This is a genomic window from Pseudomonas sp. NBRC 111139, from assembly GCF_001753955.1.
In the GTDB taxonomy this organism is placed as follows: domain Bacteria; phylum Pseudomonadota; class Gammaproteobacteria; order Pseudomonadales; family Pseudomonadaceae; genus Aquipseudomonas; species Aquipseudomonas alloputida.
Genome location: NZ_BCBP01000021.1, coordinates 1 through 12,570 on the forward strand (window position 1 = coordinate 1; position 12,570 = coordinate 12,570).

Sequence of the window (12,570 nt, forward strand, 5' to 3'; positions counted from 1 at the left end):
TTGCGGCGGCCAACGGCGGTATGCTGGACGCCTGCCTGGGAGAGTGAATACATGGCCTTCGATTTTGATCTGTTCGTGATTGGCGCCGGGTCCGGTGGTGTGCGCGCAGCGCGTTTTGCTGCCGGTTTTGGTGCAAAAGTGGCAGTGGCGGAAAGCCGCTACCTGGGGGGGACCTGCGTCAACGTCGGTTGTGTGCCGAAAAAACTGCTGGTATACGGCGCGCACGTTGCCGACGAGCTGGAGCAAGCCGCGGGTTTCGGCTGGACGTTGGAAGAGGGGCATTTCGACTGGGGCACCCTGATTGCCAACAAGAATCGGGAAATCGAGCGCCTTAACGGCATCTACCGTAACCTGCTGGTCAACAGCGGGGTGACCCTGTTGCAGGGCCACGCGCGTCTGACGGGTGCCAACGAAGTGGAAGTGGACGGTCAGCGCTACACCGCCGAGCATATCCTCATCGCTACCGGAGGCTGGCCGCAGGTACCGGACATCCCCGGCAAGGAACTGGCCATCACCTCCAACGAAGCCTTCTACCTCAAGGACTTGCCGCGCCGCGTGCTGGTGGTGGGTGGGGGTTATATCGCCGTCGAATTCGCCGGCATCTTCCAAGGCCTGGGGGCCGACACCACACTGCTGTACCGTGGCGACCTGTTCCTGCGCGGCTTCGATGGCTCGGTGCGCACCCACCTGAAGGAAGAGCTGGAAAAACGCGGCCTCGACCTGCAGTTCAACGCCGACATCCAGCGCATCGACAAGCTTGAAGATGGCCGCCTGAAAGCCACGCTCAAGGACGGCCGCGAGCTGGTCGCCGATTGTGTGTTCTATGCCACTGGCCGGCGCCCGATGCTGGACAATCTGGGCCTGGAGAACACCGGCGTCGAGCTGGATGCGCGCGGCTACATCCGGGTTGATGAGCAGTACCAGACCACCGCGCCCTCGATTCTCGCCATTGGTGATGTGATCGGCCGTGTGCAGTTGACCCCAGTGGCCTTGGCTGAAGGCATGGCCGTGGCGCGGCGCTTGTTCAAACCCGAGCAATACCGCCCGGTGGATTACCAGAACATCCCCACTGCGGTGTTCAGCCAGCCACCCATCGGTACCGTAGGCTTGACCGAAGAGCAGGCGCTGGAGGCCGGGCACAAGGTGCAGGTATTCGAAAGCCGCTTCCGGGCCATGAAGCTGACCCTGACCGACATTCAGGAAAAGACCCTGATGAAGTTGGTGGTCGATGCCGAGACCGACAAGGTGCTGGGCTGCCACATGGTCGGTCCTGACGCTGGCGAGATCATTCAGGGCCTGGGCATTGCACTTAAAGCCGGTGCGACCAAGCAGCAGTTCGACGAAACCATCGGCGTGCACCCGACGGCGGCCGAAGAGTTCGTGACCATGCGCACCGTCACCCGCTGATGACGCGGAGCCTGCTCTACAGCCTGTAGACGCAGCCTTGTGCTGCGACGAGGTCCTTGCTGACACCGGAATGTTTCTGTCATTCGGGCCTCGTTGCAGCACAAGGCTGCTTCAGGGGTGTGTACAAGGCCGGATCAATACACCCACACCTCGACCCGCCGGTTGCGTAGCCGGCCTTGCTCCTGTTCATTGCCGGCCACTGGCAATTCATCGCCCATCCCGGTCACCTGCAGCACCTCCACGCCACCGCGCGCCAGTTCGCGGCGCACTGCTTGCGCACGCAGGCGGGAGAGCAGGGCTGCGCGCCCGGGTGTTTCCTTGGGGTCGCCGAACCCCACCAGTACTGCCTTGCCCTGCAGCTTCCCGGCCTGGCGCAGGTACTCTGCCACCCGCTGCACATCGCGCAAGGCCTTGTTGTCCAGCCTGGCGCTTCCTTCCTGGAAGCGGAAGTTCACACTCAGCCGCTGCGCCTGCAGGGCCAGGATGCGATAGCGCGGTGGCATGTCGCTTTGGGGGGCAACAGACAGGGCCTTGATCTGCTGCGAAACGAAACCCTGCTGGGCGATGATCGCCTGGCCGGCCGGGCTCTGAGCGAAATCGACCAGGGCCTTGGCCTGGGGCTTGGGGTTGGCCGGCAGGTAAAAGTACAGGCGCCGTGAGAGCGGGTAGTCCTCGCTGGCCACACGTGCACGCTCTGGCAGCATGGCCGGCGCGTCGCCTTCGGCCACCGCCAGCACCTTGGCCCCGTGTACGGCGGCCAGGCTGCTGAAACCGATGGCCTGGCGGTCGGTACCCACGCGTTGCGCCAGTTTGTCGCTGGACTCGAAGCGCCTGGCCTTGGCCGAAAGTTCGCCGTGCTGAGGTTCCAGCACCAGCGCCTTGAAGGTCTCGAAAGTGCCGGAACGGTCGTCACGGGCATACAGATGAATGGCCCCGCCAGGTATGCCCAGTTGTTCCCAGCGCTGGATCTGCCCGGAGAAAATCTGCGCCAGTTGCCGGGTGTCCAGTTGGGGTATTGGGTTGTCGGGGTGGACGATGACCGCGACGCCGTCGAGGCCGATCACTTGCTCAGCGCCGGCTGCGCGCAGGTCGCCCAGCGCCTGCAACTGGCGCACTTCACTGTCGTTGATCGGTCGCGAGGCGGCGGCCAGGTCAGCCTCGCCACGGCCCAGCGCGACAAAGCCTGTGCTTGAACCGTGGGCGGCAATGTCGATGCGCAAGGGCTGACCATGCACGTCGCGGGCGGTAATCACCCGCTCGTTGGCGACCTTGCCTGGCCGTTGTTCGATGGCGGTGGCCTGCTGCGCGCGCAATTGCCCCTGCACCAGCGCCGGTATCAAGGCCGCGCCGATGGTGTTGGAGCCTTGGACACGCAGATGCAGGGGCTCAGACAAGGTCGCTAGTGGAAGCAAGGTGAGCAGCAAGACAAGCAGGCGGAGCATGCCGGGTGGCCTATGGCACAGTGTTGGCCGGCAGATTACGACAGTGGCGTGATGATAATGTGACGGGGGCGTACACCTTCCAGCGTGCAGCGCCTGCCCGATCGTGCGCCGCGCGGGCGGCGCTCGATCTGGCAGGCGCTGCAACGCTGAAGAGGTTAATGTGCCCCGGCCGACTTGCTCAGGTCGCTCTCGGCCCATTCGGTATAAATGCAAGCGTCGGCCACTGCCCAACGCACCTTCACGCTGTCGCCCGGCTGCATCGGCATGCCCGCGGCCGACAGGGCCTTCACCGTCAGCTCGGTACCCCCTGCAGTCACCACATGACAGGTCTGGCTTTCACCCAGGAACAGCACTTCGCCCACCTTGGCACTGACCTCGTTCCAGCCTGCCGGCAATGGCTCGCGCGCCGCTTGTTCGGCGGTCAGGGCCAGGGCTTTTTCCGGACGCACCATGATCAGCGCATCCTGCTCGGCGGCCAGGCCTGGGGTGAGGCGGATGGCCACTGGTTGGCCCTCGAAGCTGCCTGCGCCATTGCTGCTGGCCTTGATCCGCAGGAAGTTGGAGTTGCCCAGGAACGACGCAACAAAGGCATTCGGCGGATTCTGGTACAAGTCGTACCCGGTGCCCAGGCCGACGATCTTGCCGTGGCTGAAGATGGCGATGCGCTGCGACAGGCGCATGGCTTCTTCCTGGTCGTGGGTGACGTAGACGATGGTGATGCCCAGGCGGCGGTGCAGCTGGCGCAGTTCGTCCTGCAGGTCTTCACGCAGCTTCTTGTCCAGCGCGCCAAGCGGCTCGTCCATCAGCAGGATGCGTGGCTCGTACACGAGCGCCCGGGCAATCGCCACGCGCTGCTGTTGGCCGCCAGACATCTGTGACGGCTTGCGGTGGGCGAACTTCTCCAGTTGAACCAGCTTGAGCATGGCCTCGACGCGCTTGCTGGTTTCGGCAGCATTGAGCTTGCGGATGGCCAGCGGGAAGGCGATGTTGTCGCGCACGTTCAGGTGCGGGAACAGCGAATAGCGCTGGAACACCATGCCGATGTCACGCTTGTGCGGCGGCACGTTGACCAGCGACTGGCCGTCGACCAGGATCTCGCCGCTGCTGGGTGTTTCGAAGCCGGCCAGCATCGACAGGGTGGTGGACTTGCCCGAGCCGCTGGAACCGAGGAAGGTCAGGAACTCGCCGTCCTGGATCTCCAGGTCGAGGTTGTCCACGGCGGTGAAGTCGCCGTAGTGCTTGTTCAGGCCGCGCAGGCTGACCAGGGTTTTGCCGTGCGCGTTGTCTTTGATCACTGCACTCATTGTTGTTTTCTCCGCGCTCAGGCGTTTTCGGTGCGCCGGCGCAAGGCGGCGGCAATGAACATGACCAGCAACGACAGGCCGATCAGCAAGGTCGAAGCCACGGCGATGACCGGGCTAAGGTCCTGGCGCAAGGTGGTCCACATCTTCACTGGCAGGGTCTGCAGGTCGGGGCTGGCCATCATCACGCTCAGCACCACTTCATCCCAGGACACCAGGAAAGCGAACAGGCCACCGGCGATCATGCCGGGGCGGATGGCCGGGAACGTGACCTTGAAAATGGCCTGCAGGCGTGATGCACCGCAGATCACCGCAGCATCTTCGATCGACTGGTCGAACAGCTTCAGCGAGTTGATGATCGAGATGATCGTGAACGGCAGGGCGACGATCACGTGGCTGACCACGAAGGCGAACAGCGTGCCGGTGTAACCTAGCTTGAGGAACAGTGCGTATACCGCCACGGCAATGATCACCAGCGGCACGATCATCGGCATGGTAAACAGCCCGTACAGCAGCTCGCGGCCCGGGAAGCGGCCACGCACCAGGGCGAATGCGCTGGGCAGGCCCAGCAGCACGGCGGCGATGGTGGTCAGCACGGCCACCTTCAGGCTGGCCAGTGCGGCGTCCATCCACTCCGGGTTGGAGAAAAACTGGCCGTACCACTTGAAGGTCCAGCCCGGTGGCGGGAACACCAGCCACTGTGACGAGCCGAATGACAGCAACACAATGAAGACCACCGGCAGCAGCAGGAAAGCCGCGATGACCCCGGTGGTCAGGTACAGGCCCGTACGCAGCGGGCGGCCCATGGCATTGGGAGACAGGAGCATGGCGGTTTACCTCGCGTTGCCAACCGGGGATTCCGGCTGCAGCTTCAGGTACAGGTAGAAGAGCACCAGGGTGATCGCCACCAGCAGTGCGGCAGCGGCGCTGGCCAGGCCCCAGTTGAGGAACGACTGCACCTGCTGGATGATGAATTCAGGCAGCATCATGTTCTGCGCGCCCCCCAGCAGCGCCGGGGTGACGTAGTAACCGAGCGACATCACGAACACCATCAGCGCCCCGGAGAACAGCCCCGAGCGGCACAGCGGCAGGAACACCTTCCAGAAGTTGGTCCACGGGCTGGCACCACAGATCGAACCTGCCTGCAGCACCATCGGGTCGATGGCGTGCATGGTCGCCTGCAGTGGCAGCACGATGAACGGGATCATGATGTAGCTCATGCCGATTACCACGCCGGTGAGGTTGTGCACCATTTCCAGCGGGGCATCGATGATGCCCATGGCCATCAACGCCTTGTTGATCACGCCCGAGCTCTGCAGCAGCACCAGCCACGAGTAGGTGCGCGCCAGCAGACTGGTCCACATCGACAGCAGCACGATGTTCAGCAGCCAGCGGCCCCAGCCCTTGGGCACCAGGGTGATTGCCCAGGCCAGCGGGAAGCCCAGCAGCACGCTGATCAGGGTAACCACGCCGGCCACCGAGAAGGTGTTGAACAGCACCCGTGCATAGGCCGAGTTGGCGAACAGCTGCTCGTAGTTACCCAGCCCTGGCGTTGGCTCCAGCACCCCGCGCAGCAGCAGGCCGACCAGCGGGGCGAAGAAGAACACGCCAAGGAACAGCAGGGCGGGCAGCAGGTTGCGGCTGCCTTTCCAGCGCTGGCTCAGGCTTGCGCGGCGCGGGGCGGTGCCCGGGGCGCCAGCACCCGTGGGGGTGCCTTGCGCATTGTGCAGGGCGTTGATGGCGACTTTCATTTGACCAACCACTCATTCCAGCGGGCCGCGATGGCTTGACCGTTCTTGGCCCAGTAGGCGAAGTCGAGGGTGACCTGGTCCTGGGCGTAGGCAGTTGGCAGGTTTGGCGCGAGGTCTTTGTCCAGTTTGGCCACGCTGTCGACGTTGACCGGCGCGTAGGCGGTTTTGTTGGCGAATTCGGCCTGGCCCTCGGCGCTGCTGGCGTTGGCCAGGAATTTCATGGCCGCTTCCTTGTTCTTGGCGCCTTTGGGGATGACCAGGAAGTCGGCCATGACCAGGTTCTGCTTCCAGCTCACACCCACCGGTGCACCGTCTTGCTGCAGGGCGTAGACACGGCCATTCCAGAACTGGCCGAGCGAGGCTTCACCTGAGGCCAGCAACTGCTGTGACTGGGCGCCACCGCCCCACCAGACGATGTCTTTCTTGATGGTGTCGAGCTTCTTGAAGGCGCGGTCCAGGTCCAGCGGGTACAGCTTGTCAGGGGCTACGCCGTCGGCCAGCAGGGCCAGTTCCAGCACGCCGGGGCTGGGCCATTTGTACAGGGCTCGCTTGCCGGGGTAGGCCTTGGTGTCGAACAGCGCGGTCCAGTCCACCGGCTTGTTGGCCCCGAGCTTGCCTTCGTTGTAGCCGAGCACGAAGGAGAAGAAGAATGAGCCGACGCCATGGTCGGAGACGAAGCGTGGGTCGATCTTGTCGCGCTTGATCTGGTTGAAGTCGAGGGGTTCGAGCAGGCCTTCGCTGGCGGCACGCAGGGCAAAGTCGGCTTCGACGTCGACCACGTCCCACTGCACGTTACCGCTCTCGACCATGGCCTTGAGCTTGCCGTAGTCGGTGGGACCGTCCTGCACGACCTTGATGTTCGTGGCTTTGGTGAACGGTACTGCCCACGCTTCTTTCTGGGCGTCCTGGGTCGTACCGCCCCAGCTGACGAAGTTGAGGCTGTCGGCGGCCTGGGCGGCCTGACATGCCAGGGTCAGCAGGCTGGCGGACAGCACTGCGGTTACACGTTTGCTTAACAGCATGGTTACGCCCTCGTTGCTTTTGTTATTCGAGGCGGGGCTTTTGGTGCGCCCGCCAATAATGTTCGGGGAGCAGCTAAAACAAAGTGTTCTGATGGCCGTTTTTAATTGTAGGTGCCGGCCTGAAGACTCAAGGTCTACGGGATATCATATTATGGTATTCCAAGATTTTGGCAAGAGGTATGGGGCGACCGGCCATCACTCTGCCTTCAGGCACGGGCCCGTTGCTGATCGGGGAAATTGATTTGAACAGGGTCTAAAAGCTTGCGCGGTCTCTGTGGGAGCGGGCGGGCCCGCGAACACGGGCGAAGCCCGTGCCATGCCCCGCGGTGTCTGCTTCGTGGGCTTGCCCGTTTCCACAGGGACCGTATATCAACCTGCAATCCCGGGCTCGAACGGGATGCTCTGCACCACTTCCAGCTCATACCCCGCCAGCCCCGCGTATTTCAGCGGCGGCCCCAGGTGACGCAGCTTGCCCACGCCAAGGTCCTGCAGAATCTGCGCCCCGGTGCCCACTTCGGAATACACCTTGGACTGGCCACGTTGATAGGGCCGCACAGGGTGGGTCAGTTGTGGCACACGCTCAAGCAAGGCCTGGGAGGATTCGTGGTTGGCCAGGATCACCACCACGCCAGTACCTTCCTCAGCCACCTTCTGCAGCGCCGCCCACAGCGTCCAGTTGGCGGGGCCGGCGTACTCGGCACCCACAAGGTCGCGCAGCGGGTCAATCACATGCACCCGCACCAGGGTCGGCTGTTCGCGGCGAATGTCGCCCATGACCATGGCCATGTGCACGCCACCTTCGATGCGGTCTTCATACGTGACCAGGCGGAAGGTGCCATGCACGGTCGGTAGCTCGCGCTCGCCGATGCGCTTGATGGTCTGCTCGGTGCTCAGGCGATAGTGGATCAGGTCGGCGATGGTGCCAATCTTGATGCCATGCCGGGCGGCGAACACTTCCAGGTCGGGGCGACGGGCCATGGTGCCGTCGTCGTTCAGCACTTCAACGATGACCGAGGCCGGACTGAAGCCGGCCAGGCGTGCCAGGTCGCAGCCGGCTTCGGTGTGGCCGGCACGGGTCAGCACGCCGCCTTCGCGTGCCCGCAGGGGGAAAATGTGGCCAGGTTGTACCAGGTCTTCGGGGCGGGCGTTGGGGGCCATGGCCGCTGCCACGGTGCGTGCCCGGTCTGCGGCGGAAATGCCGGTGGTGACCCCGGTGGCCGCCTCGATCGACACGGTGAACGCGGTGCTGAACACGCTACCGTTGGCCGGAACCATCTGCTCCAGGCCCAGGCGCTGGCAGTGATCGTCGGTCAAGGTCAGGCAGATCAGACCGCGCGCCTCGCGGGCCATGAAGTTGATGGCCTGGGCGTCGCAGCGCTCGGCGGCGATCAACAGGTCGCCTTCGTTTTCCCGGTCCTCGTCATCCACCAGCAGGACCATCTTGCCTTGCCGGTAGTCCTCGAGAAGTTCCTCGATGGTGTTGAAAGCCATGGTGCACGCTCACTGTGGTGGGGTGAATTTTATGGTATACCATCATACACAAATATCGCCGTAACAGGAGAGCTGCACATGAAGGCCTACTGGATCGCCCATGTGGACGTGACCGACCCCGAGCAGTACCAGCAATACACCCAGCGCGCCCCGGCTGCCTTCAAGGCATTCGGCGGGCGCTTCCTGGCCCGTGGCGGGCGCAGCGAGGCGATGGAAGGGAGGGCTACGCCTCAGCGTAGTGTGGTGATCGAGTTCGATTCGTACGCGCAGGCCGTCGCCTGTTACCGCTCCGCGCTGTACCAAGAGGCATGCAGTCATCGCCAAGGGGTGGCGAAGGCTGAGGTGATCATTGTGGAAGGGTTTGAGCCCTGAGCAGGATTTGCCGGCCCTTTCGCGGGTAACCCGCTCCTACACAGGCCACCACAGAATTTGACGTTTGTGGTGGCCTGTGTAGGAGCGGGTTTACCCGCGAAAGGGCCGGACCTGCCGCACCGATGGCAGATTCATTGAAGCCTGCGGGCCGTTTCCGCAAATAGAAGCAAAAGACCCGCCCAGGCGGGTCTATTGCTCATTGCCTCACTGCAGATGCACTTTAAGTTCGTTGCCCGCCTGCCGCAGCGCCGCCTTTACTGCCGGCACTTGGCTCAACGGGTTGAGCAGCCCATAGTCATGAATCATTCCGTTGTAGCGCACCGAGGTTACTGTCACGCCCGCCGCATTCAACTTGCGGGCATACGCCTCACCTTCATCCCGAAGCACATCGAACTCAGCCGTTTGCACCAGGGCCGGTGGCAAGCCCTTCAGCTGTTCGGCGGACGCCCGCAGCGGCGAGGCGTAGATCTGCGCCCGCGCCTTTGCATCAACGGTGTAGTTGTTCCAGAACCACTTCATCATCCCGGTGGTCAGGAAGTGTCCTTCGGCAAACTGCTTGTACGATGCTGTCTCGAAGCTGGCATCGGTCACCGGCCACAGCAGCAGCTGGAAGCGCAGGGCAGGGGTGCCGGCCTCTTTGGCCTTGAGTGCAACCACCGCCGCCATGTTACCGCCAACGCTGTTGCCGGCTACAGCCAGGCGCTTGCCATCCACGCCGATCTCCTTGCCATGCTCGGCCACCCAGCGAGTCGCGGCGTACGCCTGGTTGATCGCCGTCGGGTAGTGCGCTTCCGGTGACGGGGTGTAGTCCACATAGACCGCCACTGCACCCGAGCCGACCACCAGGTCGCGGATCAGTCGTTGGTGGGTCGGGAAGTCGCCCAGCACCCAGCCGCCGCCGTGGAAGAACATGAACACCGGCAGATCACCTTTGACATTAGTCGGGCGTACCACTTGCAGCTTGATCGACTGGCCATTGGCCTGAATCGTGCGTTCCTTCACTTCGATCCCCGAGAGGTCGACCTTTACCGAGGCCTGGGCGCCGGTCAGTACCGCGCGGGCGTCGTTTGGTGTGAGCTGTTCCAGCGGCTTGCCACCCCCTTTCTCCAGGGCTTCGAGGAAGGCCTGGGTGTGTTGTTCGACACCAGGGCTGCCTGCGGCGAAGGCACTGGAAACGGACAGGGCCAGGAGGGAGGCGGTGAGGGCTTTGTGGACAATGTTCATGAGCGAATCCTTTTCTGTGCAAGTGTTGGTAGTGGGCGTCTTGCCTGGCCTGAGGGGCCATCGCTGCGACTTGTGCGTAGATTAGGCAGATGCACTCGTGGGAAAAAGCCGCTATAAAGTGTTTGACTGTCAGCAAGAGCGAGACAATGAACCCTTACGAAGACATGCGGATCTTTGCCCAGGTGATGGAGGCCGGTAGTTTCACCGCTGCCGCCGACCGTCTGGGCATGTCCAAGCAATCGGTCAGCCGGCGTCTGATGCAGCTTGAAGAGCGCCTGGGCGTGCGCCTGCTCAACCGCTCCACCCGGCGCCTCGATGCCACGCCACTGGGGCAGCACTACTACCAGTCGGCCCTGCGCCTGCTGGGTGAAGTGCAGCAGGTCGAACACGACATCAGCGGCCAGGCCCAGGTCCTGCGCGGCACCTTGCGCCTCAGCGCGCCGCTGTCGTTTGCCATGGCGCACCTGGGTTGCCTGCTGACCGAGTTTCTGCAGTTGCACCCCCAGGTTGATGTAGAAGTAGACCTGAGCGACCGCGCCGTGGACCTGATTGGTGAAGGCTATGACCTGGCGCTGCGGATTGGTGCATTGGAGGACTCCAGCCTGATTGCCCGGCGTATCGCCAGTGTCGAGCGGGTCTACTGTGCGAGCCCGGCGTATTTGCAAGCACGAGGAGCGCCGGGAAAACCGGATGAGCTCGCCGCGCATGATTGTCTGCCCTATGGGCATTCGCGGCAGGTGCAGTGGCAATTCCACAAAGGTGGCAAAACCCAGGCAATTCAGGTGACCGGGCGCATGCGGGCGAACAATGGCGAGTTGCTGCGGGGGGCTGCGATTGCCGGGATGGGGGTCACTTACCTGCCGACCTTTATCGTTGGGCAGGCGTTGGCGGAGGGGCAACTGGTGACGGTTCTGGATGAGTGGCGCCCGCCCGCGCTGCAGCTCTCGGCGGTGTATCCGCAGCACCGGCAGGTGGCGCGGCCGGTGCAGGGTTTTGTCAGCTTCCTGCGTACGCGGCTGGCGCAGCTCTGACGGTCGGTACAGGCTATGCTTGCCCTATGAGTACGCCCGTTCCTTTACGCCAACCTTGCCCCCCTGGCGCCTGCGTCTGCGGCCGCGAGCAATTGGCCGACCATCCGCAGGCCGCCCAGCGCATCCTCTTGCTGACCCGGCAGGAAGAAAAACGCCTGCTCGAACGGCTGGAAAACCTGAGGGACCTGGAAGACCTTCAACGTCTGCAGCAGCGCCTGTACGAAAACCTCGGCATCCGCGTGCACATCGCCCCCGGTTACAACGAGGTACGGACCATGCGCGGCATCGTCATCGAGCTGGACGAGCAACCCGGGCTGTGTCGCAAGACCCGGCAGTCTATCCCGGCGGCAATCCGGCGCGGGCTGGAGCGTAATCCGCAGGTTGCGTTCCGGTTGCTCGATACGCATGACCTGTTGCGCGATACCTGAGCGTTGATACCAGCACCGGTCGCTCCCACACAGGGGCGCGTCAGTTCCGTTAATTTTTACAACGCTTGCTACGTCTACTTGAAAGCCACCCTGCGCCAGGCGCGCAGCGGCATCATCATTTAAGGAGACAGGCAATGACTTCCGTTTTCGACCGCGACGATATCCAGTTCCAGGTAGTGGTCAACCACGAAGAGCAATACTCGATCTGGCCCGACTACAAAGCCATCCCCAACGGCTGGCGTGCCGTGGGCAAAAGCGGCCTGAAGAAGGACTGCCTAGCCTACATCGATGAAGTCTGGACCGACATGCGCCCGTTGAGCCTGCGCCAGAAAATGGCTGAAGCTGCCGCCCAGTGACCGTGCTGAACCTGCTGTGCCTGCCGTACTCCGGGGCCAGCGCCATGGTCTACAGCCGCTGGCGGCGCAAGCTGCCGGCATGGTTGCAGGTACGCCCGGTAGAGTTGCCTGGGCGGGGGGCGCGCATGGCCGAGTCGCTGCACACCGACATGCAAGTGCTGGCTCGGCAACTGGCCAGCGAGCAGCGACTGGCGGCAAGCGCTCCTTATGCGCTGCTCGGCCACAGCCTGGGCGCTCTGCTGGCCTTCGAGCTGGCCCATGAGCTGCAGGCATTGGGCTGCCCGGCGCCGCTGGCCTTGTTCGCCTGCGGCACCGCGGCACCTACCCGGCGTGAGGACTACGACGGCAACAACTGGCGCGAGCCCAAGAGCGACGCCGAGCTGATCAGCGAGTTGCGCGCGCTGCAAGGTACGCCTGAGGAAGTGCTGGCCAACGCTGAGCTGATGAGCCTGACCTTGCCGACCTTGCGCGCCGATTTTCTGTTGTGCGGCACTTACACATACCGGCAGCGAGCGGCGTTGCAGTGCCCACTGCATGTGCTGGGTGGCGTGGATGACCGGGCCAGCGATGAGCAACTGCAGGCATGGCGCTGTGAAACCCACGGCGCGTTCTCGCTGCAGATGTTCCCGGGTGGTCATTTTTTCATCCATGAGCAGGAAGACCGTGTGCTCGCTGCGCTGACCGCGTCGCTGCAGCCGCTTCGGCTGTCCGCCTGATTGACGTCACCGCTTGCCTGGGGGAGGCT

At 63.4% G+C, this 12,570-nt stretch carries 13 protein-coding genes; 6 read left to right on the forward strand and 7 right to left on the reverse strand.

What is annotated here, in order from left to right; genetic code table 11:
- Positions 1-51: 51 nt before the first annotated feature.
- On the forward strand, positions 52-1,407 hold the full coding sequence (gorA, locus tag BJQ17_RS06000; RefSeq protein WP_003256243.1) for a glutathione-disulfide reductase: 1,356 nt from the start codon (positions 52-54) through the stop codon (positions 1,405-1,407).
- A 134-nt stretch (positions 1,408-1,541) separates the two neighbouring features.
- Here the strand turns inward: gorA and BJQ17_RS06005 are convergent, their stop codons facing one another.
- The 6 genes from BJQ17_RS06005 to ribBA all read right to left on the reverse strand — a co-directional run bounded on the left by BJQ17_RS06005 (position 1,542) and on the right by ribBA (position 8,414).
- Positions 1,542-2,849, reverse strand: coding sequence for a substrate-binding domain-containing protein (locus tag BJQ17_RS06005; RefSeq protein WP_070095754.1), 1,308 nt, complete (start codon positions 2,847-2,849; stop codon positions 1,542-1,544).
- 155 nt (positions 2,850-3,004) lie between these two features.
- Complete coding sequence (locus tag BJQ17_RS06010) at positions 3,005-4,153, reverse strand: ABC transporter ATP-binding protein (RefSeq protein WP_003256238.1); 1,149 nt, start codon at positions 4,151-4,153, stop codon at positions 3,005-3,007.
- Positions 4,154-4,170: 17 nt separating this feature from the next.
- Positions 4,171-4,977, reverse strand: a complete 807-nt coding sequence (locus tag BJQ17_RS06015) for an ABC transporter permease (RefSeq protein WP_003256236.1) — start codon at positions 4,975-4,977, stop codon at positions 4,171-4,173.
- A gap of 6 nt (positions 4,978-4,983) precedes the next feature.
- Positions 4,984-5,901 (reverse strand): ABC transporter permease, encoded by a 918-nt coding sequence (locus BJQ17_RS06020; RefSeq protein ID WP_014590488.1) that lies wholly within the window; start codon positions 5,899-5,901, stop codon positions 4,984-4,986.
- Entirely contained in the window at positions 5,898-6,923 is a 1,026-nt protein-coding gene (locus BJQ17_RS06025; protein ID WP_004576593.1) for an ABC transporter substrate-binding protein, read from the reverse strand. The genes BJQ17_RS06020 and BJQ17_RS06025 overlap by 4 nt, the downstream gene beginning before the upstream one ends.
- A gap of 369 nt (positions 6,924-7,292) precedes the next feature.
- A complete protein-coding gene (ribBA, locus tag BJQ17_RS06030; protein WP_019751007.1) occupies positions 7,293-8,414 on the reverse strand; it encodes a bifunctional 3,4-dihydroxy-2-butanone-4-phosphate synthase/GTP cyclohydrolase II in 1,122 nt (373 codons plus the stop codon).
- A gap of 78 nt (positions 8,415-8,492) precedes the next feature.
- Between ribBA and BJQ17_RS06035 the strand changes: the two genes are divergently transcribed.
- Positions 8,493-8,786 carry a DUF1330 domain-containing protein gene (locus BJQ17_RS06035; protein WP_003256229.1) on the forward strand — a complete coding sequence of 98 codons (294 nt, stop codon included), beginning with the start codon at positions 8,493-8,495 and terminating at the stop codon, positions 8,784-8,786.
- 204 nt (positions 8,787-8,990) lie between these two features.
- Here BJQ17_RS06035 and BJQ17_RS06040 read toward each other — a convergent pair whose 3' ends face one another.
- Complete coding sequence (locus BJQ17_RS06040) at positions 8,991-10,010, reverse strand: alpha/beta hydrolase (protein ID WP_014756183.1); 1,020 nt, start codon at positions 10,008-10,010, stop codon at positions 8,991-8,993.
- 146 nt (positions 10,011-10,156) lie between these two features.
- On the opposite strand from BJQ17_RS06040, the gene BJQ17_RS06045 reads away from it, so the two are divergent.
- The 4 genes from BJQ17_RS06045 to BJQ17_RS06060 all read left to right on the forward strand — a co-directional run bounded on the left by BJQ17_RS06045 (position 10,157) and on the right by BJQ17_RS06060 (position 12,541).
- Positions 10,157-11,041: a LysR family transcriptional regulator gene (locus BJQ17_RS06045; RefSeq protein ID WP_004576596.1), complete on the forward strand. Its 885-nt coding sequence runs from the start codon at positions 10,157-10,159 to the stop codon at positions 11,039-11,041.
- 26 nt (positions 11,042-11,067) lie between these two features.
- Positions 11,068-11,469 (forward strand): hypothetical protein, encoded by a 402-nt coding sequence (locus tag BJQ17_RS06050; protein ID WP_003256224.1) that lies wholly within the window; start codon positions 11,068-11,070, stop codon positions 11,467-11,469.
- Between the two features lie 134 nt (positions 11,470-11,603).
- Entirely contained in the window at positions 11,604-11,825 is a 222-nt protein-coding gene (locus BJQ17_RS06055; protein WP_003256222.1) for an MbtH family protein, read from the forward strand.
- A complete protein-coding gene (locus BJQ17_RS06060; RefSeq protein ID WP_064614834.1) occupies positions 11,822-12,541 on the forward strand; it encodes a thioesterase II family protein in 720 nt (239 codons plus the stop codon). The genes BJQ17_RS06055 and BJQ17_RS06060 overlap by 4 nt, the downstream gene beginning before the upstream one ends.
- Positions 12,542-12,570: the final 29 nt, after the last annotated feature.